The organism is Yinghuangia aomiensis (assembly GCF_039542225.1).
Lineage (GTDB): Bacteria > Actinomycetota > Actinomycetes > Streptomycetales > Streptomycetaceae > Yinghuangia > Yinghuangia aomiensis.
In genome coordinates this window covers 1-22,951 of record NZ_BAABHS010000023.1, presented here as the reverse complement: position 1 = coordinate 22,951, position 22,951 = coordinate 1, and the positions used below count along the sequence as shown (strand labels likewise).

Here is a 22,951-nt window from a genome sequence, read left to right as displayed (position 1 = left end):
TCTGCGGCGCGGCGCCGGCCGCGGTCCCCGGAGTCCCTGCCCGACGGCAGGGGCCCGGGGGCCGCGGCCGGCGCTTCCGCGTTCGGCCGGTGGTCCGGCCGGGCGGGGGTCAGCGCTGGTAGGGCCCCTGCGGGGGATAGTGCGGCTGCGCGCCCGGCGGCGGGTAGTTCACCGGGCCGTGCGGGCCGCCCGGGCCGCCCCAGGTGTTCGCCCGGTAGCCGTCGCCGCCCATGCCGAGGGCGCCGCCGCCGTGCTGGATCGTGTCCGGCGGGTTCACCTCGGTGCACTGCACCATGACCCAGCCCTCGCCGATGAAGCTCAGCATCCAGCCCTCGCCGGTCTGCCCGCGCCGCCGCCACACGCCCTGCGCGTTGGTCTGCGCCTCCATGCGGGTGGTCAGCCCGGCCGTCCACGCCACCGCGGCGTCCGCGTCCACGAAGACCTCGGCCTGCGGTGTCACCTTCATCACCAGCGGCGTGCCCGGCGTGGTCAGCGCGATCATGCCGGTGCCGTGGATCTGCAGCGCGTTGTTGCCCGGGCCGGCGATGCGCTGCTGCGCCTCCAGCGCGACGGGCGCCCACATCAGGCTCGGGTCGAGGGCCAGGACCGTGTCGTCGTCCACGATCAGACCGTCGTTGTCCAAGGTCACCAGGTGGATGTACTGCGCCTGGTTCGCGAGATAGACGACGCCGTTTCCGTAGCAGCGCATCAGCTGCATGAATTCGGCGCCGTACTGCGCGGCGCGCATCTCGCCGGGGGAGTTGAGGTACCCGTCGAACTGCACGCCGCCGGTGAAGGCCACCATGGCACCCTTGCGCGCCAGCACTTCGGGCATGCCGCGCTGGTCGAGCGCCACCCGCAGGATCTGCGGGTTCTGCAGGCTGAACCTTTCGGCCGTCTGGATCGCCACGTTCTGGAACAAGGGACTCTGCACCGCCCCATGATCCCGGTTCGAGGGCGGTTACGGGAACCAACAGCACCCCATGTCATGCCGGGTGAGGGGCGGCCGTACGCTGCGGGTGGGCATTCTGTTACGGCGTTACAGAATGTCCGGCGGGCAACGCCGACCGCCTGACGCCGGAACCGTTCGAGCCGAGAGGGCCCGCATGACCGCCGAGAGTGCCGCTCCCGCCCACCGCCCCCTGCCCGACCTCGGACGGGTCGGCCTGTGGACGTCCGCCTTCGACTTCCTCCCGGTGCCGCGGCTCCGCGACACGGCGGCCGAACTCGACGCGCTCGGGTACGGGGCGCTGTGGTGGGGCGAGACGGTCGGGCGCGAGACCTTCACCCAGGCGCTGCTCGTGCTGGAGTCCGCGCCGCGCATTCCCGTGGCGACCGGCATCGCGAACGTATGGGCGCGCGACGCGGTGGCGACCAACGGCGCCGCGCGCACGCTGCTGGACGCGCACCCGGGCCGGTTCCTGCTGGGGCTCGGGGTGAGCCACCAGCCGCTGGTGGAAGGGCTGCGGCCGGGCGGCAACGTCTACGACAAACCACTGGCGCTGATGAAGCGGTACCTGGACGGACTGGACGGCGCCCTCTACTTCGCCGCCGAGGGCGAACTGCCGCGTCCGCCGCGGGTGTTGGCCGCGCTCGGGCCGAAGATGCTGGAGCTGGCGGCGGAGCGGTCCGAAGGCGCGCACACGTACCTGGTGACGCCGGAGCACACGGCGGAGGCGCGCGGTGTGCTGAAGGACGGATACCTGGCCGTCGAGCAGGCGGCCGTGCTGACCGCGGACCGCGAGACCGCGCTGCGCCGCGGACGCGAGCATGTGAAGCCGTACCTGGGGCTGCCGAACTACCGGAACAACTGGCTGCGGCTGGGCTTCGACGAGGCCGACTTCGCGGACGGCGGCAGCGAGCGGCTGCTGGACGCACTGGTGGTGTGGGGCGACGAGGCGGCGATCCGGGCGCGCGTGGACGAGCAGTTCGCGGCGGGCGCGGACCACGTGTGCGTGCAGGTTCTGGGCGAGTCGATGGTGGACTGCCCGATCGAGGACTGGCGGGTGCTGGCGGCGGCGCTGGTGGGCTGACGCCGCCGGCCTGCCCGGCCGGGCGGTGTCACTCGCCGCGGCCTAGGGACGTCTCGGCACCGCGGCCTTCGCGCGCGGTCGGGCGGGTGTGCCCACGTGGGCGCGGGCCGCCCGGCCCGCGGCCCGCGCGAACCGCGCCAGCGACGCGTCGGCCGAGTCGGCGCGCCAGACCAGGAACGGCCGCGGGCGGCTTCTCGATCGGCCTGGTCGTGGGCGGCCTGCTGACCACGGCGGGGTGGCGCTGGGTCTTCTTCGTCCCCGTCGTCATCGCGGCCGTCATCCTCGCCGCGGCCCTGGCCCTGGTGCCGAAGACGCCGCGCCCGGCACCGGCCGGCGAGCGTTTCGACCTGGCGGGCGGACTGGCCGTGACGGCCGGGATCGTGCTGATCGTCCTCGGCATCGAGCGCGGCGCACACGCGTCCGCGGCCGCGACTGTCGCCACGGTCGGCGCGGGTGTGCTGCTGCTGGGCGTGTTCGCGGCCATCGAGCGGCGGACGCCGGCACCGCTGGTCCGGCTCGGAATCCTCCGCAACCCGGCGCTGCTCCGGGCGAACGCGGCGGGGCTGCTGTTCGCGGGCGGGTTCTTCGGATTCCAGTTCATCGCCGTGCTGTACATGCAGGAGCTGCGGGGCTGGTCGACGGTGGAGACGAGCCTGGCCATGCTGGTCGTCGGGGTGGACGCGGTCCTGTCGCCGACACTGACGCCCAAGCTGGTCGAACGCTTCGGAAACGCGCGGGTGGCGGTCGGCGGCCTCGTGCTCGCCGCGCTGGCCTACGCGTGGTTCCTGCCGCTGGGGGCCGAGTGGAGCTACGTGGCGATGCTGCCGGGGCTGACGCTGCTCGGGTTGGCGTTCGCCCTGACGTACGGCCCGCTGACGATCGCCGCCACGGACGGTGTGGACGAGGCCGAGCAGGGGCTTGCGGGCGGGCTGCTGTATACGTCGATGCAGTTCGGTGCCGCGCTGGGGATGTCCGCCGTGACGCTGGTCAACGCGGCTGCCACGGAAGGGAGTTCGGCGTCGTCCATGCTCGGTGGGTATCGCGCGGCCTTGGTGGTGCCGTTGGTCGCTGTGGCCGTGGCGGTTGCGGTGAGTGCGTCGGGGTGGCGGGCGAGGAGCGGGCGGGTGGTCGACGAGGCCGACGCAAGCGCCGATCGGCCGGTCGACGCGGTCGCCCGGTGACGCGCCGACGGTGAAGTGTCCGGTGGTCAGACCGCGCGGGGGCGGTCCGGCCGCCGACCGCGCACCGCCCAGGCCCGCGCGGTCAAGGCGATCGACCCGTCGGGCCGGGCGGGCACGATCCGCCGGAGCGCCCGCCGGAGCCGCTCCCGCGCGGACGGATCGAGGGTGGCGACATACCCGGGCGCGGGCCCCTGGCCCAAGCCGAACGGACCCCACAGGGCCTCGAAGTCCCCAAAGGACGTCGGCACTTCGATCGGGACGACGACGACCTCGGCGAGACCCGCCGCGGACCACAGGGTGCGCAGGGCGTCGGGGTGGCAGGCCGGGAACCGGCGGCGTTCGTCCACGGCGCCCGCCGCCGGGTCGGTGGCGACGGCGGCGTCCCAGAAGAGGCGCAGGAACTGCATGCCGTCGGTGTAGTCCCACACATACGCGGCGACGGTGCCGCCGGGGCGCACCGCGCGGACCGCCTCGGCGACCGCGCCGCGCTGGTCCGGGAAGAAGTTGAGCGCCAAGCCGCTGACGGCCGCGTCGCACGAGCCGTCGGCGATCGGCAGGGCCGAGGCGTCGGCCACCGCGAAGCCGGCGGCCGCGGGTCCGGCGTCCCGGGCTGCGGCCACGAAGCCCGGGGACGTGTCCACCCCGGCCACGGTCCGCGGCCGGCAGCCGTCCGCGATCACCGCGGTCAACGCCCCCGTGCCGCATCCGACGTCGAGCCAGCGCCAGCCGTCGGCGGGACGGAGCCACGGCACGAAGGACGCGGCGACGGCACGGCTCCACCGGCCCATGTACGTCTCGTACGCGGCGGCCGCGGTCCAGCGGTCCGACGGTTGCTCTGCCATATCCCCATGATCCGGGCGGCGAGCGCCCGAAGGCGAGGCGACACGGCGTGGGGGTGCTATGCGCCGTTCAACCCCCGCAAGGCTTCCACGGCCATGTCCACGTCGTGTTCGGTCGAGTACACGTGGAACGAAGCCCGGACCCGCCCCGCCCGCACGGCCGCGCGTACCCCCGCCGCCGCGAGCGCCGCCTCGGCGCCCGGCACGTCCACCGTCACGATCGCGCTCGTGCCCGCCGGCCGCCCCAGCCCGGTCGAGAACCGGTTCGCGAGCCCGACGTTGTGCGCGCGGATCTTCTCCACGCCGATCTCCCGCACGACGTCGATCGCCGGTGCCGCCCCCACCCACGCGAACCACGCCGGGGACGAGTCGAACCGCCGCGCGTTCGCGGCGAGCCGCAACGGACCGCCGTAGAAAGACGCGTGCGGATCCTCACCGGCGAACCAGCCGGCCGCCACGGGCACGAACCGGTCGCGCACACCCGGCGCGAAATACGCGAAACCGGTGCCCCGCGGGTTCATCAGCCACTTGTAGCCGCCGACGGCCAGCACGTCGTAGCGGGTCGCGTCGACCGGCATCCACCCCACGGCCTGCGTCCCGTCGACCACCACCAGCGCGCCCGCCGCCCGCGCCGCCGCGAGGATCGCGTCGTCGTCGGCGATCGACCCGTCGGCGGACTGCACCAGGCTGTACGCGACGACATCCGTCCGTTCGTCCACAGCCTCGGCGAGCTTGTCGCACGGCACGGTCACGACCTCGATACCGCGCGGTTCCTGCACCATCCACGGAAAGACGTTGGACGTGAACTCGATGTCGGGCACCACCACCCGCGTCCCCGGCGGCAGCGACGCCGCGACCGGTGCCAGCAGGCTCGACACGTTCGCGCCGATCGTGATGTCCGCGACGTCCGCGCCGACCAGCGCCGCGAAGGACTCCCGCGCCACCTCGCCGGCTTCGCCCCAGGCTTCCCAACTCGTGTGTCCGGTACGCCAGTCGCGCTGCGCCGCCAGGACGGCTTCGTAGGCGGGAGTCGGCGGCAGGCCGTAGCTGGCGGTGTTGAGCCAGCCGGGCTCGGGTTCCCAGAGGACGCGTGCGTCGGCGATCTCCATGCCATCGACGCTAACAACCGGTCCGCGCAGGTCCCAAGAGCCAATGACACGGAGGTGGCTCCCGCTGCGACGGCCGTGGCGGACCGGAGCGGGAGCCACCTCCGGGTGGCGGCGCGTGGCGCACAGGGGCGGCGCCACGTACCGCATGCCGCCGCGTGTGCCCACAGGGGCGAGGCTCTCGCGGCGACCGGGGGTGGTCGTGCGGACGTACCGGCTTGCTGACGTGCTGGGACTTGCGGCGGTGCGGGAACTGCGGACCTGCCGAGCTCCGCACTCCGGCGCGTACCGGCGTGCGGACGTGCGGAGTTGCGGGTCGTGCGGTGCTGCTGGGCGGTACTGGGCGGGCCGACGGGCGCGGTGCCGGTGTGCGGGTCGTGCGCGTTCGTTGGCTTATGCCGGGAACCGTACCCGATGGGCGGATCCGGTGGTGGCGGAACCGGGTTATCCGCCGGTGTGCCGTTCGCGTAAAACCTCCGGACCGCAAAGCGGTCTTGCGCGGTTCAGCGGGCGCCGGAGGGGTGCGGTCTGCCAGTCGTGCGGCCGACTAGGGACGAGCCGCCGGTGTACGCGGTCGCCGCGATCGGCGTGTGCGTCTTCAACTCCACCATCTGCACCCCTCGTGGACCGTGGTGCCGGTCCGATCCCCGTACGACGAGCCACGCCGACGCAGATGCACGTGCATCCGCACCCGCAACTGCTCGGGCGTCGGGTGAAACCTAGCCGTTGGCCAATTAGTTTGCAAGGTCCACTATCCGCCTCCCGTGATGTGGGCCTCACCACAGCTTCCGGCGCCGTTCCGGGACCCCCCGAAGCCGCCGCGAAATACCATGGGCGCACCGGGGATCCGCACGCCGCGGTCACCCCGGCCTACCGCCACCGGGAGGCGCACATGCAGGTGTTCGCATCGTTCGACGAGTTCGCCGCACGCAAAGGCGACCACCTCGGCTACAGCGACTGGCACGTCGTCGACCAGGCCCGCATCGACCTTTTCGCCGACGCCACGGGCGACCACCAGTGGATCCATGTCGACCCCGAGAAGGCCAAAAACGGCCCCTTCGGCGCCACCATCGCCCACGGCTACCTGACGCTGTCGATGATCCCCGCCCTCGGCAAGGACATCTTCCGCCTCGACGGCCCGAAGATGCTGGTCAACTACGGGACGGAGAAGGTCCGCTTCCCGAGCCCGGTGACGGTGGGTTCGCGGGTGCGGGTGGGAGCGGAGCTGGCCGACGTCCGCGATGTCGCCGCGGGCAAGCAGGTCGTGGTGAAGTACACGGTCGAGATCGAGGGTCAGTCGAAGCCGGCATGCGTCGTCGAAAGCATCGTCCTCGTCGTCCTTTGACGTTGCCGCGGGAGAGGCCGACCCGGTCGACATGCTGCGCCGGGCGCGGCCCTTCCGGCGCCGTGCTGCGGTGAACACGGCGTACTGTCCGGCCTATTCGATATCGGACGGACGCTGACACGGTCGATGGCGCTAGGCGATGCGTCGCGCCCGAGCGGGCGATGGCGACCTCTTGGGCCCGCCTTGGGCCGCGCCGTCACTGGAGCGGCCTCGGATGCCGTCTTTTGCAAGATTCAGTTCGCACCATATCGCCGGAGGCGTTGTCGAGGCCCGCCGAAGTCGGCGGCCGCCGATCTGACTCTCCGTAACCCCAGTATCTCGCCTCAACTGTGCTGCCCAACAAATACCCAACACCCCCGCTCGCGCGGGGACCACGAATGGGCGTATCCCGGGGCCGGCACACGCTGCAGTGCTCGCGCTATAGCCTGATCGGTCGCCCGCGGGTCGCGGCTGGCAGCGTGTGCGGGAGCGGTCGAACGAGACCGCTCTTTCGCCGCACCACGCCTACGGAAGCTCGACTGTGCACACCCGGCGATGAGTCTGAACCGACGGCGAGCCCATACGAAAAGCTGTTGGGGCCCGGCGAATGCCAGACCCCAACATTGGTAGCGGGGACAGGATTTGAACCTGCGACCTCTGGGTTATGAGCCCAGCGAGCTACCGAGCTGCTCCACCCCGCGTCGGTGTGATCACTCTAGTGGTTGCGGGGTGTCACCGCCGACCACTGGCAAGGCTTCGTGCCAGTCGGTCGTGTGCTGCCCGTGGCCCGCCGCCGAGACAACGGATCTGCCCGCAGGCTTAAGAACCCCGACGGCGTGAGCGGCGTCCGACGACTTCGGCCTGACCGTCCCCGTTCACGTTGCTTGCCATCGGCGTTCGCGTCAATGGTGGCGGGGACGCCGGCCGCAAGTTCTGCCTCGTGGAGCGGCGTGCCTCTCCCTCCCAGCCCGTGGGCCGATTTCAGCCGCACGACGAACTTCGGCGCGGTCCGGTCCGCGTGCCGTGGATGTTGGTCGCCTGCGCCGCCCGACGCCCGTCACACCGGGCCGGGCCCCGGGGCGGAGTCGATGCCCGCCTGTACTGCTTCGAGCAGCGCGGCCAAGTCGGGGGACTGCTCCCATTCCGTGGCCGTGGGATGCCAGGTGAGGCTGTCGCCCGGGGCCTCCGGCCGACCGTGGGCGAGCGTGACGGTCCGCCTCCCCTTCCGGTCCGGGCCGGTCACGCTGAGATGCAGATGTCGTATGTGGAAGCGGCGGGAGTACTCACGGCCAAAGATCTCCAGGATGCGCCCGTCGAAGGAGTAAAACTCGCCGCCGACGGTCGCCGTGATCTCATCGTGCATGAAGGGAGCCTATGCACGCCGGTGAGCCGGTGCCCAGCTTCTCTCCCTCACGACTGCCGGCAGCGCCCGTACGGTGCCCATAGGGGGCGCCCGGCTGCGGACCCACTGCCGTGGACGTGGCGTCGGCGCGCATGCCTTCGCGCTACCGGACGTCGGCCGGCTGCGCGGCGGCGGGGTCTTGGAACGGCGCTGGTGAGACCCGGACTTGACCATGGTGGCGTCGCTTTCCGCCGGAGTCCACGCCCCTGTGTGGGTCTCGCGCCGTGGTGGCCGCCAATCGTCCGCGTGCGCCCGCCGGGTCGCGGCGTCCCAGTCGGAGCGCCGGCTGGCAGGGCGCGCCATTCGATGAGTGCGGTACTGCGGCGTGCATCGATGGCCGAAATGCCGAGCGGTGAGCTTCCTATGCGGCGGGTGCACCTTCTCTTGACTCTTTTGTAATGCGCATTAGTATGATCGGCGCGTGCGGGGCGCGCTGGCGTTCGCTTGCGGGAAGGGGCTTTTCGGTCGTGACGACGGACGGTGCTTGTTCACCTGTGTGCGCTGCATGCCATCGGTGGATCCCGGGTCCCGGGGTGGGGGTGGCCGCCGGTCGGCCGCGAGCTGCCGGGCGGCTGGTCCGGGGTGTCGCCTGATGGCCGCAAGTGCGCTGGGCGACATCCAGATTCGTGACCCCTTCCTGTTGGTGGTGCCGGACGGCGAGGGCTATGTGCTGTTCGGCAGTACCGATCCCGACGTCTGGAGCGGGCCGGGACGCGGTTTCGACTGTTGGACGAGTGCGGATCTCGTGGAGTGGCACGGACCGATCGCGGCGTTCCGGCCTCCGGCCGACTTCTGGTCGTCCGGCCAGTTCTGGGCGCCGGAGGTCTATGCGTACGCGGGGCGCTGGCACATGTTCGCGACCTTCGGCGGTCCGGGTGTCGTGCGCGGTACCGCGGTCCTGGTCGCGGACGCACCGACCGGCCCGTACACGCCCTGGAGCACCGGTGCGGTCACGCCTGACGGCTGGGAGTGCCTGGACGGCACCCTGCACATCGACGCGGAGGGTGCGCCGTGGATGGTGTTCTGCCATGAGTGGTTGCAGGTCGGCGACGGGGAGGTCCATGCCCAGCGCCTGACCGAGGACCTGCGTTCCGCAGCCGGTCCGCCGAGCCTGCTGTTCCGCGCGTCGCAGGCCGCGTGGGCACGTGCGTTGAACGCGCCGCAGGCGGCGGACGACTCCGACGGACGGGAGCACGACGGGGAAGACGGGCAGGCGGCCTATGTGACCGACGGCCCGTTCCTGCACCGCACCGGCGACGGCACGCTGCTGATGCTGTGGTCGAGTTGGGGGGATGCGGGCTACGCGATGGGGGTGGCGCGCTCCGAGTCCGGCCACGTGCTGGGGCCGTGGGTCCAGCAGGGGACGCCGCTGTGGTCGAGTGACGGCGGGCACGGCATGGTCGCCCGGCTGCCCGGAGGCGGGCTGGTGCTGGCGCTGCACCAGCCCAACGAGACCCCGAGGGAACGCGCCGTCATCCTCCCCCTGCGGGAGGTGTCGGGAGGTATCGAGCTTGCGCGGCCGCACCGTGCGGGCGGGCCGGGTGACGGCCCCGGATGCGGTGCCTGATACGCCGCCCCACGCCTTGGAAGGAAACCGACGATGAAAGCCGTCCGCCTGCGCACGGAGTACCTGTCCGAGCCGTTGGGCATCGACATCACCCGGCCGCGGCTGTACTGGAACTGCGACGAGGGCGAGCGGCAGACCGCCTACCGCATCGTTGCCGTACGCGACGGCGACACCGTCTGGGACACCGGCAAGGTCCCCTCGTCGCGTATGAGCCACATCGCCTACGACGGGGCGCCGCTTGGCAGCCGCGACTGTGTCGCGTGGTCGGTCACCTTGTGGGACGAGGACGACCGCGCGGGCGAGCCGGCGCATTCCCGGTTCGAGCTGGGGTTGTTGGCGCCGGACGACTGGTCGGCCCGGTGGATCACCGGCGACTACACCCCGGTCCGGGACGTCCGCTACCCCGTGGACTGCTTCCGCCGCACGTTCCGCACGCGGGGTCCGGCGCGTCGTGCACGGCTGTACATCACCGCGTGCGGGATCTACGAGGCGCGCATCGACGGCCGGCGGGTGGGCGAGTTCCAACTCGCCCCCGGTGCCACCGACTACCGCCACCGGCTGCAGTACCAGACCTACGATGTGACCGACCTGGTGACCGGCCGGGGAGCGGGCCCGATGGCCGGCGGCGGTGCAGGCGACCACGTGCTCGAGGTCGACTTGGCGGACGGCTGGTACCGCGGTTCGGTCGGCTGCTTCGGCGTCACCCACGTCTTCGGCCGGGAAACCAAGCTGCTGTGCCAGCTCGAGGTCACCTACGACGATGGCAGCCGCGACACCATCGTCAGCGACGACGCCTTCGCGTGGAGCAATGACGGTCCGGTGCGCTTCGCCGACCTGAAGGACGGCGAGGTGTACGACGCGGCGATGTCCCCCACCTACACCCGACAGGCCCGCCTGACCCGGGAGCACCTCACCCCGACGGCCTCGAACAACGTCGAGCCCCGGACGCACGAGGTCTTCCCCGCCCGGCTGCTCACCACGCCCGGCGGCGCGCGGGTGCTCGACTTCGGCCAGAACATCGCCGGATTCGTGGGTTTCACCGCGGCCGGGCGCAAAGGCCAGCAGATCACGCTGCGCCTCGGGGAGGTCCTCGACGAGGACGGCGAGTTCACCCAGGCCAACATGCAGGTGCACAAGCCGGTCAAGGAGTTCGGACCCGAAACCGAGATGCTGCTGATCACCGGACAGACCGCGCTGATCACGGAGGAACTGCAGCCCACCCCGCGGCAGGAGGTCACCTTCCGCTGCAGCGGTACCGGCCGCGACCACTACCGCACCGCCTTCGCGGTCTTCGGATTTCGCTACGCCCTCGTCGAGACGGACGTCGACATCGACCCGGCCGACTTCCACGCCGTCGCGGTCTACTCCGCCATGCCCCAGGCCGGCACGTTCGCATGCTCCAACCCGGACGTGAACCGCTTCCTGGAGAACACCCGGTGGAGCATGAAGGGCAACTTCCTCGACGTGCCCACCGACTGCCCGACCCGCGAACGGCTCGGCTGGACCGGCGACGCCCAGATATTCGTCGACACCGCCGCCTATCTGATGGACGTGGCGCCGTTCTTCCGCAAATGGCTTCTCGACGTGCGCGACGGACAGTTCGCCGACGGCACCTCCTCCGCCGTCGTGCCCTACAACGGCGCGTCGGTGCTCTACGACAACAGCGGCGTCTCGGTCGGCTGGGCGGACGCGGTGGTGCTGATCCCATACCGTCTGTGGAAGCGCTACGGCGACGAGGAGGTCATCCGCGACTGCTACGACACCATGCGGCGCTACGCCCAGTTCATGATCGACAACACCGGCCACCAGGACCCCGAGGCCGCGAAGGCCAACCCGTACGACGCCTACGTCTACGAGAAGGGCCTCCACCTCGGCGAGTGGCTGGAGCCGACCGAGTTCCGCGACCCGATGCCGTCCCGCGCCCAGCCCCCGCGCACCGAAGAGTGCACGGCGTACCTGTACTACACGATGCGCCACATGGCCGAGATCGCCCAGGCCCTCGGCCACGTCGACGACGCGGCGCTGTTCGCGCGGTACGCCGACGGCGCCAAAACCGCCTACCAGCACCTTTTCCTCACGCAAGGCGGCATCGACACCGACCGGCAGGCCAAACTGGTCCGCCCCCTCGCGCTGGGACTGCTCGACGGCGAACCCCGGCGCAAGGTGCAAGAGCGCCTGGTCACCGCAGTCGAACAGCGCGGCTACCGGGTCGGCACGGGGTTCTTGTCCACCCCCTTCATCCTGCCCGCGCTCACCGACGCCGGACGCGCGGACGTCGCTTACCGCATGCTCGAAAACGACCAGGCACCCAGCTGGCTCGCCCAAGTGCACGCCGGTGCGACCACCGTGTGGGAGGACTGGGAAGGCACCGCCAGCCACAACCACTACTCACCCGGCGCGGTATGCCAATGGCTCTTCGACACCGCCGCCGGCATCCGCGTCGACGGCGAGAACCACTTCGTCGTCGCCCCGGTTCCCGGCGGCACCCTCACCCACGTGCGCGCGGCTTACACCAGTCTCTACGGCACTGTGCACAGCCACTGGGAGAAAACACCCGCGGGCCTGACCGTCACCGTCACCGTGCCTTCCAACACCCGCGCAGACGTCCGCCTCCCCAACGGCGAAAAGCGCACCGTGCCCGCAGGCACGCACGCATTCACCATCACCGACTGACGGCCGAACACCCCGGTCGCGGTACACCCCCCTGCGCCCGCGCGGCCACCCCGCACGAGTTCACGCATCTGACGCGCAAGCCCGATTGCAGGCGCGGGCCAGCGGGGCGATCTCGGCGTCGACGGCGGCCGGGGTGTCCGCGGTGCACCGGCTCGCGCCGAACGGCGGCCAGTGCGCGGCCAGCGCGGATTTCCCGACCCGGCCCATCGCGTACATCTTCCCACCACCCCCAAATGCCCCACAGTTCTCGGGAGAGGGGGCGACGAGGGTCGGCTCGCCGTCGACGTCGGTGCCGTGCCGATGCGGTCCGCCGGATCACCGCCATGCCTGGGCCGGGTGATCGGCTGAGCCGGGGAGCCGACGGTCGGGCGCCTTGATCCGCTGACGGGGCCGAGCTTGCCAGTCGCAGATGGGGAATTTTTCTTGATCAAAATTCCTTGCTTGGGGAAGTTTTATATGTAAAACTTCCTTCATGGATGCTGCCGGGTGGTCGACTCAACTTCTTGAAGCCGTGGGAACGCAGGTGCGGAACTACCGCAAACAACTGGGCATGACTGCCCAGGACCTCGCGGACGCCTGCGCGGAGCTTGGTCTCGAGATCCCGGTCAAGGCCGTGACCAACATCGAGACAGGTCGACGCGCATCGTTGGGAGTGGGGGAGCTGTTGGTCCTGGCTCGGGCATTGAACGTAGGCCCGGTCGGCCTGGTCTTCCCGCTCGGCCACCGCGCGACAGTTGAAGCGTTCCCCGGTCGGGAAATCCCCGTCTGGGATGCAGTCGCTTGGTTCACCGAAGAGACGCCACTCGAGGAGCCTGCTCCCCGGGGCAGCGCCCGCGCCACGATCGACGCGTTCCGCATGCACGCGCAAGCCGCCTACACGGCCATAACGTCGCTGCGCATCTGCGAGGAGCGCCGACGAACGCCGGGCACGAGTGTGGTCCATGCTGAGGCGATGCTGGCCGACGACGTTCGGGCTCTTCACGAAATTCGCAGCCGTATGAGTGCGAGTGGCCTGGTGCTGCCGCCATGGCCCGAAGGCCTGCCGCAAGCCGACTAACCGGCCTCAGGCCGCCGCCGATCCACCTGTAGCCCGCAATCCACGCCACACGGGGGCGGGCCGGTCCGCCATGCCCGCACACGCACCGTCTCGAGGAGCACCGATGCCTCGCCCCAAGACCCTACGACTCGCGGAATTTCTGGAAGAGCTGGGCATGTCGCGCGCCGCCTACTACCGCATGGCTGTCAGAGGTCTCGGCCCCAAGTCGTTCAAGCTGCCCAACGGCCAGATCCGCTTCCACCAGGCAGACGTCGATGCCTGGTTCGCCGAACTGGAGGACCGCGCGGCCTGATCGACGGAGGTGCAGGAGCGCCGCCCTCTCGTCCTCCGTGGGTCAGCCGAAGGGAAAGTCATGCCCAAGCCGACGTTCAAAGTCGCCATCTGGGCGGTACGGCAGCGTACCGACCGGGGTCAGAAGTCAGCCGAGGTCATCTGGAAAGTCGGGACGAAACGATTCCAGGAGACCCTCCGCAACCGGACCCTGGCAGACGGCCGCCGGGCCGAACTCTTGTCCGCGTTCAACCGCGGCGAGCCGTTCGACGAAGAGACTGGCCTGCCGATATCCGAGCTGCGAGCCCGCAACAACGTGACTTGGTACGTGCACGCCCGCGACTTCATCGAAATGAAGTGGCAACGCAGCGCGGCTACATCCCGCATGCAACGTGCCAAGTGCCTCGCCGACGCTTCCATGGCCCTGGTCACCACAACCCGCGGGATGCCTGATGTGAAGCAACTGAGGGCGGCTCTCTACCACTACGCATTCAACGTCCACCGTTGGGATGACGATGTCCCGCCCGATGTTCGGCACTGCCTTGACTGGATCGGTCGCCACTCCGTCCCGATGAGTGAGCTGGACCGGCCCGATGTTCTCCGAAAGGCTCTGTCGGCGTTCTCGGTTCGTCTCGACGGCAGGCCGGCCGCACCCGGAACCTTCGACAACAAGCGCGATGTCTTCCGCGCCGCGCTCGGCTACGCCATCGAACTGGGCAGACTCGAGAACAATCCACTGGCCAAAGTGCGATGGTCCCCAGGGAACCGCGAGACCCAGGTCGAGCGGGCATCGGTGGTCAACCCAGTGCAAGCCCGCGCCCTGTTGGGACAGGTTTACGCTCAGAGCCGTCGAGGACGTCACTTGGCTGCCTTCTTCGCGTGCTTGTACTACGCCGGCATGCGCACCGGCGAGGCGGTCTGGCTCCGCTACGACGACTGCACGCTTCCCAAACGCGGCTGGGGCATGCTGCACCTTCACGGCGCCCGGCCGCGGGTCGGCGCTGCATGGACGGACAGCGGGGAATCGCACGACGAACGTGGACTGAAAGCCCGCTCCCGGAGCGCAGTTCGCCCGGTCCCCATACCTCCGCCCCTCGTCGCCGCGTTGCGCTGGCACATCTACCGATACGGAGTGGCCCCCGACGGTCGGTTGTTCCGTAGCGGTCATGGGGGACTGGTCCAAGACAGCGCTTATCGCGCCGAATGGCGCGTGGCCCGGAAGGCGGTACTGACCCCTGTGCAGTTCGATTCCGTCCTCGCCAAGCGCCCCTACGACCTACGCCACGCCTGCGTTTCCTTCTGGCTCAACTCGGGTGTCGACCCGACCGAAGTCGCCCGCCGTGCCGGACAGACAGTCGCCATCCTCCTGCGCGTCTACGCGAAGTGCCTTGACGAATCCGTCAACCGCGCCAACGTGTTCATCGACGCAGCCCTGAAGGCGTGGGGAAACCCAGAATCATAATGTCGAGACGCCTTGGTCGAATCCGCAGGGCTCGGGCTGACTCTTCTTGCGCGGTCGCGTTCTGGCGCCAAAGAACCTCGCGACTTGCTTGACTCCCAGCCGGCATTCGGCGGGCAGCATTGGTGATGCAGCAGGTCCCAAGCGGCGAGGACGAACCACCCCTGCTCGCACGGGAAGAACGCGTTACGCACGCCCGGCTGCTCTTCCGCAACCGGACCACCCGATTCAGGACTCCGGTGCGACGGAGAGTCGGGGCAGGGTGTGCGGCTGGGCTTCCGCGTAGCGCTGCCGTACCGCGGCGTCGTGGGTGTGGAGGCGCTCCTCGCGGAGGCCCTTCCGCCGCAGCCGATCGGTGTACGCATGGAGAACGAAGCGAACCTGGGTGCGCTGGGGGAGCTTTGGTATGGCGCCGGACGGGGATCCGGCAGCTACGTCTACGTTTCCGGAGAGGCCGGCATCGGGGCCGGCCTCGTCGTCGACGGAGAGCTTTTCCGCGGTGCCCATGGGGCGGCGGGGGAGATCGGCCACGTGGTGGTCGACCCCTCCGGACCACTCTGCGCTTGTGGGGGGCGCGGCTGCGTGGAGCAGATCGCCGGGTTGGACGCTGTGCTGCGGGCAGCGGCCATCGAAGGCGTGGACGGGGGCGGCGCCGGGCACTTGCCCGACGCGACAGCAGAACTGCTGCGTCGGTTGGAGACGGGTGATGCGCTCGCGGCCGCCGCGGTCGAAGCGGCGGGTGGCGGAATGGCCGTCGCGTTGATCGCCGCGGTCAACCTGCTCGACCCCGACACGGTCGTCCTCGGCGGGCTGCACGCACTCCTGGCTCCGTCTCCGTGGATGGCGCCGCACATCGAAGCCGCACTCGGCCGCTCGGGGGGCAGGCTCCGAGGGAGCGTCCCGACGATCCGGGCCGCCGCGTTGGCGTCGGAAAGCGCCGTCCGCGGCGGGGCGGGAACCGTGGTGGCACGGGTTCTCGCCGATCCCATGGTCTTGAGCTGACCACCGACATTCCTGACGGCTGACGGCCAGGCATCGCCGTCAGGCACTGTGTCGGCTCGCGGTTCCTCGAGGGTGGCCGCACTGCCCGGCGAACGCGCTGATCCATGCCCTACGGCGTACGGCCTGCGCCCGTGTACTGCGATCCCCGTATGCGCAGTGACGGCAGCCGCACGACGACGAAACCGCGTCGGCAAGGGAGGCTCGAGAGGTATCCGAGATCGATCTGGAGACCTCCGCGTGGCTGCTCTTCTCTACCGGCTGGGCCGTTTGTCCTTCCGGCGCCGATGGACCGTCCTGCTGATATGGGTGGCGGTGCTGGGGGCGGTCGGCTTCGGCGCCGCGAAGGCGCCGGCCGCGCCCGACGACGGGTTCTCGATGCCGGGCATCGAGTCCCAGCATGCGTTCGACCTGATGGACCAGCGGTTCCCCGGGACTCAGGCGGACGGTGCGGTCGCGCGCGTCGTGTTCGTCGCGCCGACGGGGCAGCAGGTCACCTCCGACCACAACAAGGCCGCGATCGAGCGCGTGGTGGCCGACGCCGGCGCGGATTCCGGGGTGGCGGGTGCGGTCGATCCCTTCACCACTCGGGACGCCGTCAGTGCGGACGGGTCCACGGCCTACGCCACAGTCACATTCAAGGAGAAGGCCAACGACCTCTCGGCCGCGGAGAAGCAGCCGCTGGAGCACTCGATCCAGCAGGCGCGCGACGCGGGCCTGACCGTGGAGGTGGGCGGCAACGCCTTGGCCGACCAAGCGTCGGCAGGAGGCGCCACCGAGGTGATCGGCATAGCGATCGCGGCGATCGTCCTGCTGGTCACGTTTGGCTCATTCGTCGCCGCGGGCCTGCCCCTGCTCACCGCCATCGTCGGCGTGGGCATCAGCCTGGCCGCCATCACAGCCTTGGGCAGCACGCTGGGCTTGTCGTCCACCACCGGCACCCTGGCGATGATGCTCGGTTTGGCCGTCGGTATCGACTACGCCGTATTCGTGGTGTCCCGCTACCGCGAAGAACGCGGTAGGGGGCACGCGCCGCGAGAAGCTGCCGGGCTGGCGGTGGGCACAGCGGGGTCGGCCGTGGTGTTCGCCGGCCTAACGGTGGTGATCGCACTCGCGGGCCTGTCGGTGGTCGGCATCCCGATGCTCACCAAGATGGGCCTGGCCGCCGCAGGTGCCGTGGTTGTCGCGGTACTCGTCGCACTGACCCTCGTCCCGGCGCTGCTCGGGTTCGCCCCGCGCGCGGTGCTGTCCCGCAAGGAGCGCAAGCGGAACCGTCGTCCTGCCCCCGGGCACGGCTCGGCTGCGTCCACCGCGGCAGACCCGGTCAAGGAGAACGGCGGCTCGCGGTGGGCGCGGTTCGTCCTGCGGCACCCGCTGCCGGTGCTCCTTGCCGCCGTCGCCGGTCTGAGTGCCCTCGCACTGCCGGTGGCGGACCTCCAGCTGGGCATGCCGGGCGATGAGGTCAAGCCGACGTCGAGTACCGAGCGCAGGGCGTACGACGCGCTGGCGCACGGGTTTGGCGCGGGCTTCAACGGGCCGCTGACCGTGGTGGTCGATGCGCGGGGCGCGCAGGACCCGAAGGCGGCCGTCGAGGGGATCGAGCAGCGCGTTGCCGCCACCGAAGGCGTGGTGTCGGTCTCGGAGGCCCGGTTCAATCCGGCCGGTGACACCGCGGTGTTCTCCGCGGTGCCGGCCACCGGGCCAAGCGACGCCAAGACGAAGCAGATCGTGCACACCATCCGCGACGAACGTGCCGCGGGCGGATTCGCCGAGGGTGCGTCGTTCGAGGTCACCGGCACCACCGCGATGAACATCGACATCGCGCAGAAGGTGCAGAACGCCCTGGTTCCGTACCTGGTCGTCGTCGTGGGCTTGGCCATCCTGCTGCTTCTCGTCGTGTTCCGGTCGCTGCTGGTCCCGCTCAAGGCCGCGCTGGGCTTCCTGCTCTCGCTGCTGGCCGCGCTGGGCCTGGTGGTCGCGGTGTTCCAGTGGGGCTGGGCGGCCGACCTGCTCGGCGTGGAGTCGACCGGACCGATCATGAGCCTGATGCCGATCTTCATGGTGGGCATCGTGTTCGGGCTGGCCATGGACTACGAGGTGTTCCTGCTGTCCCGGGTGCGTGAGGCGTACGTGCACGGCGACAAGCCCGGGCCCGCGCTGGTCAACGGCTTCCGGCACAGCACCCGGGTGGTGACGGCCGCGGCGCTGATCATGATGGCGGTGTTCTCCGGGTTCGTCGGCGCCGACGAATCCATGATCAAAATGATCGGTTTCGGCCTGGCCACGGCGGTGCTGTTCGACGCCTTCGTGGTCCGGATGACCATCGTGCCCGCGGTCATGGCCCTGCTCGGAGAAAAGGCCTGGTGGATGCCGCGGTGGCTGCACAGGGCCTTGCCCCGTGTGGACATCGAGGGCGAGACGCTCAGCCGGCCGGTTGCCCCGGACGGGCACGAGTCGGCGACGATCGGGTCGGAAGGTCAGGCGGACGACGCCGATCAGGGTGCACCGATCCGCGTCTGACCAGCTGAATCCGTGCGGTTGAGCCCCGGAGTCCCGGCGCGTGCCTTGCGCTTGACAAGGCGCGCGCCAGGGACTTTGCAGGCACGCACGTGGCCTGCGCCCTGTTGTACCGCCCATGACCGACCATGGAGCCAGCACACCGAGCGGAGTCAGGGAACCGGGATGAGCACGAACTGGACGGCCGACTGGCGCCGCCGCGCCAAAGGCCATCCGCGCGTGGCCGACGGGCTCGTGGCAACGATGCTCTTCGGTTTCTCGGTCTTGGGCGGACTCGTCAGCGGCCCGGACGTCGCGTGGTGGACCGTCCTGGTGCCCGCCGGCGTCGCCAGCGCGGCATTGTTGTGGCGCCGCAGCAATCCCCGAGCCGTACTTGTGGTGACCGCCGCCTGCACCGTGGCCGAGAGCGCCCTGGGGCATCTCCTGACGCCGCTGCTCATGGGGCCCCTCATGCTCGCGCTCTACGCGTACGCAACGATCGCCCGGCGCGCGACGACCTGGTGGTACGCGTTTGCCATCAGCGCGCTCCTGTTGATCACCGCATCCGTTCCCGACTCCGCGCACCACCCGGTTGTGCTCCGCACGATCAACCCGCCGGCCTGGATCATGCTGTCCGCTCTGCTCGGCCGCGGCGTACAGACACGGCGGACCTTCATCGCCGCCGAAATTGCCCACGTCGAACGCGCCCGAGAAGAAGAAACCCGGCATCGGGTGGCCGAGGAGCGCATGCGCATCGCCCGCGAACTCCACGACGTTGTGGCGCACCATCTGGCGCTCGCCAACGCCCAGGCCGGCACTGCCGCCCACCTCGCCCGCAGCAACCCCGACGCGATGCGGGACATCCTCGACGAACTGGCCGGCACCACGGCCGCGGCGCTGCGCGAACTCAAGGCCACCGTCGGTCTGCTGCGGCAACCGGACGACCCGGACGCTCCACTCGAACCCGCCCCCGGGATCGACCGGATTCCTGGGCTCGCCGCCTCGTTCGCCGGCGTCGGGCTCGCCGTCGAGGTGGCTTCCGAGGGAACACCTCGGCCGATTTCGCCGGCCGTGGAAGTCACCGCGTACCGCATCGTGCAGGAAGCCCTGACCAACGTCGCCAAACACGCCGGGGTGTCCAGGGCGGACGTGCGGCTCGTCTACGAGCCCGGCCTGCTCACCGTCGTGATCGCCGACGAAGGGCGGGCCGGCGGCACATCGCCCGCAGTGGTCCACGACTCCGCTCCGGCCACCCGCCCTGCACACACCTCACCTCCCACCACCGGGTTCGGACTTATCGGCATGCGCGAGCGGGCGCAATCGGTTGCCGGGCGCCTCACCGCGGGACCGCGGCCGTCCGGCGGGTTCCAGGTCACCGCCGAACTCCCGCTGGATCCGGACTGACCGCGCAGCTCAGCGGCGCCGAACATCCCCGGACACCCCCGCACTCCCAACCCGTAGCCCGCGAAAGAAGACCCGCCTCATGACCATCCGCGTCCTGCTCGCCGACGACCAGGCACTGCTGCGCGCCACCTTCCGGATGCTCATCGATTCCTGCCCGGACATGGAAGTCGTCGGAGAAGCCGCCGACGGCGGGGAGGCCGTCGAACTCACCCGCGCGCATCGTCCCGACGTCGTCGTCATGGACATCCGCATGCCTGGCACCGACGGGCTGGCCGCCACCGCGACGATTTGTGCGGACGACGCTCTTGCTGCGACGCGCGTGCTCATCCTCACGACTTTCGAGATCGACGAGTACGTCGCCTTGGCGATCCGCGCCGGCGCCAGCGGATTCCTCGGCAAGGACGTCAACGCCGAGCAACTCCTCGATGCGATCCGTACGATCGCCGACGGTGAGGCGCTGCTCTCCCCGACTGCGGCACGCGCCCTCATCACCCGCTTCCTCGCCACGCCCGATCCCGGCACCGAGTTGGCATCTGCCGCGGAACTCGACTCACTGACCGCCCGCGAGAAGGAGGTGATGGTGTTGGCAGCGTTGGGCCGCAGCAACGAGGAGATCGCCGAAGAACTCGTGGTCAGCCCCTTGACCGCCCGCACCCACGTCCACCGCGCGATGGCCAAACTCCACGCCCGAGACCGCGCACAACTCGTCGTCATCGCTTACCAGTCGGGGCTGGTGCGGGCGACGCCGAGCTGAAGCCGGGGAGCACTGGTTCCGCTTCACGGCCAGGCCCGACAGATCCCAGGCATGGCCGACTCCGGTACTCCCAAGCGGCCCGGTGCACGACCCGGACCCGCGACTGCGCGGCCGCATCCGGGGGTTGGCTCTCGGGGCCGAGCGGTCGATTCGGTGTGCACCGGCGCGTTCGCACTGGCCGTGATTCTTCCCGGGGCTCGGCGCCAGACGCCTACTACTCGCTTGTGTGCCTGCAGACGTCGAGTGCTGCCGCATGCGGCGCTGTTAGGCGACCAGAGTGACGTCTCCCTTTTCGACGCGGTCCTGCCACGTGTCGAGGAGGAACTCCGTGATGGCGACGGTGGCGTTGAGTGCGAGCCTGGCGTGTCTGGCGAGGGCCGGGCTGGGGGTGCTGCGGCCGTGGCCGAGGCCGAGTTCGTTGCGCAGTTCGGTGAGTGACTGCACGGTGGTTGTGAGCGTGCGCAGGATCTTCTGGGCGGTCTCGCTGCCGCGCGCGCTGGAGGGTACCGATTCGGCTTTGAGGGCCAGGAGGTCGGCAACCTTCTTGTACAGCTTGGGAATGTCGTCGTTGCGGTCGTACGGGATTGCGCTGCGTTCGAGGATGAGCTTGAACAGGCTCTCGACGAGCTCCTTGCTGGAGGAGATCGCCGCGGCTGGGTCGCGGTCGAGTCCGTCACGGATGCGCGCGAGGTGTTCGTGGAGGACTCGGGAGTCGGTGAGCACGGGGCGTGTGTCGAGGCGAAGTTCCGGTGCGTCGCCGTGGAAGCCCGAGGTCTGCCTGCTGCCGTAGAGGGCGCGCCCACTGATGGCGGCGGTCTGGACGAGGGTGTACCCGTCGGGAGCGAGCGCGTCGTTGTAGATCTTCAGCAGCTTAGCGGTCTCGTCGGGGTCGTTGCGTACGACGGGGTGCAGGGTCTCGGCGAGGAAGGCCAGGAAAACCTTGTCGGAGCCGTGGTGGAGTCCGAACCGGGAGTCGCCGAACACCCAGTCGCGTTCCCAGTCGTCGTTGTTGCAGGTGTGCTGGATGATGTCGCCGGCGGCTGTGCGGAACCGGCTGTCGTGGCTTTCCAGGGACTGCAGGTCGTAGAGGCGCCCGAGGAATTCGGCGTCGTCCATGCGGCCGGCCCAGTTGATGTTCTCCAGATGGAGGGTGTCGGCGATGTGACGGCGTGTGAGCTCGGTGATGTGCTGGGCGGACACGGTTGGCCCCCGGGCGGGTGTTCGGGTCAGGATTCCGACAACTATCCCAGCCGTCTCAGCGCCGGTCCGCGATTTTCCGTGAACCCTGCGAGAGCTTCCTGCCGCCCACCGGCCCATGCGTCGGCTTGACGGCAAAATCCGGCGCGTCCCCGACGACCTCGCCGTACCGTCTTCGTATGCCTGTACACCGTGAACTCCTGTCCCGTACTGCGCGCAACGCTGTGCGCGGGTGGATGAGCGGTTTGGCGATGGCGGCGATCAGCGAATACTGGGAGAACGAGCACTTCGCCCCCGCCGCGGACTTCACCCCCGGGGAGGGCGGGGTCCGCAAGCAGACCTTCGACGCATACGCCGCCTCGGTGGATTGGACCGACGCGGACCATGTGGCGAGGGCCCTGCGGGTATTCGAGTCCTTGTTGCGGCGGATCGACCGTGACGGCCGCAAGGGCGGCGGCGACGGGATCGCAGGCGATGATCTGGCCGAGCTGCGTGAGGCGTTCGGCCGCGACGGTATCCGCCTCGGCGACGACCTGCGTCTGCACACGGCGCAAGTGTCCCGGCTGGTCCTCCACACCACCCAACTGGCCGAGCCGTCGGGTATCCACGCCGAGTTGGAGCGGGTGCGCAGGTTCGGCGCGGAGCATGTGGACGACGCAATCGGTGCAGCCAAGCAGCTCATTGAAGCGACGGCGAAGGTTGTGCTTCTGGAGCGCGGGCTGCCTGTGGACGAACGAGACGACCTACCGGCCCTGATCAAGCAGGCACAGAAGGCCCTTCACCTGCATCCGGCCGCGCTGCCGCCCGTGGCGACCACGTCCAGCCCGGACAACGCGGAAAGCATCAGGCGGATTCTGGGTGCGTTGACCTCCGCGGCGATCGGCGTCGCCGAACTGCGCAACCGATACGGCACCGGACACGGCCGCCTCACAGCTCCGTCAGGACTCAGAAGCCGTTGCCTTTCCGAGAGTTCGGTGTGCGTTTTCGCTGGTCAGGTATGAAGTGGGTTGTTGTGCGGGAGGGATGACGCGTCGGTGTCGTCTCTTGCGCGGGGGTGTTTGTGCCGTCGGTGATGGGGTTGTTGGAGGAGCGGGAGATCGCTGCCCGGGTTCGGGTGGAGGAGCTTCGGGCGGAGGCGGACCGGGTCGGGGTCGCGTTGCGGGAGGCCGAGGCGGTGCTGGAACGGCGGG

Annotated in this window: 19 protein-coding genes and 1 tRNA gene; 13 read left to right on the top strand and 7 right to left on the bottom strand. The window is 70.1% G+C overall.

The window, feature by feature from the left end:
* Positions 1–109: 109 nt before the first annotated feature.
* Entirely contained in the window at positions 110–934 is an 825-nt protein-coding gene (locus tag ABEA93_RS28100) for an AIM24 family protein (protein ID WP_345678607.1), read from the bottom strand.
* Positions 935–1,106: 172 nt separating this feature from the next.
* Here ABEA93_RS28100 and ABEA93_RS28095 point away from each other — a divergent pair, with 172 nt between their 5' ends.
* Positions 1,107–2,033, top strand: a complete 927-nt coding sequence (locus ABEA93_RS28095; RefSeq protein ID WP_345678606.1) for an LLM class F420-dependent oxidoreductase — start codon at positions 1,107–1,109, stop codon at positions 2,031–2,033.
* Positions 2,034–2,242: 209 nt separating this feature from the next.
* Positions 2,243–3,214, top strand: a complete 972-nt coding sequence (locus tag ABEA93_RS28090) for an MFS transporter (protein WP_425585131.1) — start codon at positions 2,243–2,245, stop codon at positions 3,212–3,214.
* Positions 3,215–3,240: 26 nt separating this feature from the next.
* Here the strand turns inward: ABEA93_RS28090 and ABEA93_RS28085 are convergent, their stop codons facing one another.
* Both ABEA93_RS28085 and ABEA93_RS28080 read right to left on the bottom strand, forming a co-directional pair.
* Positions 3,241–4,056: a class I SAM-dependent methyltransferase gene (locus ABEA93_RS28085; RefSeq protein WP_345678605.1), complete on the bottom strand. Its 816-nt coding sequence runs from the start codon at positions 4,054–4,056 to the stop codon at positions 3,241–3,243.
* Positions 4,057–4,112: 56 nt separating this feature from the next.
* A complete protein-coding gene (locus ABEA93_RS28080) occupies positions 4,113–5,162 on the bottom strand; it encodes an aminotransferase class V-fold PLP-dependent enzyme (protein WP_345678604.1) in 1,050 nt (349 codons plus the stop codon).
* A gap of 889 nt (positions 5,163–6,051) precedes the next feature.
* Between ABEA93_RS28080 and ABEA93_RS28075 the strand changes: the two genes are divergently transcribed.
* Positions 6,052–6,504 (top strand): MaoC family dehydratase, encoded by a 453-nt coding sequence (locus ABEA93_RS28075; RefSeq protein ID WP_345678603.1) that lies wholly within the window; start codon positions 6,052–6,054, stop codon positions 6,502–6,504.
* Positions 6,505–7,107: 603 nt separating this feature from the next.
* Here ABEA93_RS28075 and ABEA93_RS28070 read toward each other — a convergent pair.
* A tRNA-Met gene (locus ABEA93_RS28070) sits at positions 7,108–7,184 on the bottom strand.
* Between the two features lie 356 nt (positions 7,185–7,540).
* Positions 7,541–7,846, bottom strand: coding sequence for a hypothetical protein (locus ABEA93_RS28065; RefSeq protein ID WP_345678602.1), 306 nt, complete (start codon positions 7,844–7,846; stop codon positions 7,541–7,543).
* Between the two features lie 631 nt (positions 7,847–8,477).
* Between ABEA93_RS28065 and ABEA93_RS28060 the strand changes: the two genes are divergently transcribed.
* Both ABEA93_RS28060 and ABEA93_RS28055 read left to right on the top strand, forming a co-directional pair.
* Positions 8,478–9,452 carry a glycoside hydrolase family 43 protein gene (locus ABEA93_RS28060; protein WP_345678601.1) on the top strand — a complete coding sequence of 325 codons (975 nt, stop codon included), beginning with the start codon at positions 8,478–8,480 and terminating at the stop codon, positions 9,450–9,452.
* A 33-nt stretch (positions 9,453–9,485) separates the two neighbouring features.
* The gene (locus ABEA93_RS28055) at positions 9,486–12,125 is read left to right on the top strand and encodes a family 78 glycoside hydrolase catalytic domain (protein WP_345678600.1); all 2,640 of its coding nucleotides are present in this window, start codon (positions 9,486–9,488) and stop codon (positions 12,123–12,125) included.
* Positions 12,126–12,185: 60 nt separating this feature from the next.
* Here the strand turns inward: ABEA93_RS28055 and ABEA93_RS28050 are convergent, their stop codons facing one another.
* On the bottom strand, positions 12,186–12,332 hold the full coding sequence (locus ABEA93_RS28050) for a hypothetical protein (protein ID WP_345678599.1): 147 nt from the start codon (positions 12,330–12,332) through the stop codon (positions 12,186–12,188).
* A 265-nt stretch (positions 12,333–12,597) separates the two neighbouring features.
* On the opposite strand from ABEA93_RS28050, the gene ABEA93_RS28045 reads away from it, so the two are divergent.
* The 7 genes from ABEA93_RS28045 to ABEA93_RS28015 all read left to right on the top strand — a co-directional run bounded on the left by ABEA93_RS28045 (position 12,598) and on the right by ABEA93_RS28015 (position 20,564).
* Complete coding sequence (locus ABEA93_RS28045; RefSeq protein WP_345678598.1) at positions 12,598–13,182, top strand: helix-turn-helix domain-containing protein; 585 nt, start codon at positions 12,598–12,600, stop codon at positions 13,180–13,182.
* Between the two features lie 103 nt (positions 13,183–13,285).
* Positions 13,286–13,474 carry a helix-turn-helix transcriptional regulator gene (locus ABEA93_RS28040; protein WP_345678597.1) on the top strand — a complete coding sequence of 63 codons (189 nt, stop codon included), beginning with the start codon at positions 13,286–13,288 and terminating at the stop codon, positions 13,472–13,474.
* 60 nt (positions 13,475–13,534) lie between these two features.
* Positions 13,535–14,914: a site-specific integrase gene (locus tag ABEA93_RS28035; protein WP_345678596.1), complete on the top strand. Its 1,380-nt coding sequence runs from the start codon at positions 13,535–13,537 to the stop codon at positions 14,912–14,914.
* A 261-nt stretch (positions 14,915–15,175) separates the two neighbouring features.
* Positions 15,176–15,913, top strand: coding sequence for an ROK family protein (locus ABEA93_RS28030; protein WP_345678595.1), 738 nt, complete (start codon positions 15,176–15,178; stop codon positions 15,911–15,913).
* Positions 15,914–16,150: 237 nt separating this feature from the next.
* The gene (locus ABEA93_RS28025; RefSeq protein ID WP_345678594.1) at positions 16,151–18,430 is read left to right on the top strand and encodes an MMPL family transporter; all 2,280 of its coding nucleotides are present in this window, start codon (positions 16,151–16,153) and stop codon (positions 18,428–18,430) included.
* A 162-nt stretch (positions 18,431–18,592) separates the two neighbouring features.
* The gene (locus tag ABEA93_RS28020) at positions 18,593–19,810 is read left to right on the top strand and encodes a sensor histidine kinase (RefSeq protein ID WP_345678593.1); all 1,218 of its coding nucleotides are present in this window, start codon (positions 18,593–18,595) and stop codon (positions 19,808–19,810) included.
* Positions 19,811–19,889: 79 nt separating this feature from the next.
* Entirely contained in the window at positions 19,890–20,564 is a 675-nt protein-coding gene (locus tag ABEA93_RS28015) for a response regulator transcription factor (protein ID WP_345678592.1), read from the top strand.
* Between the two features lie 264 nt (positions 20,565–20,828).
* On the opposite strand, the gene ABEA93_RS28010 is transcribed toward ABEA93_RS28015, so the two are convergent.
* Positions 20,829–21,764, bottom strand: coding sequence for an abortive infection family protein (locus tag ABEA93_RS28010; protein WP_345678591.1), 936 nt, complete (start codon positions 21,762–21,764; stop codon positions 20,829–20,831).
* Between the two features lie 176 nt (positions 21,765–21,940).
* On the opposite strand from ABEA93_RS28010, the gene ABEA93_RS28005 reads away from it, so the two are divergent.
* Positions 21,941–22,762, top strand: a complete 822-nt coding sequence (locus tag ABEA93_RS28005; protein ID WP_345678590.1) for an abortive infection family protein — start codon at positions 21,941–21,943, stop codon at positions 22,760–22,762.
* The last annotated feature ends 189 nt before the right edge of the window (positions 22,763–22,951 follow it).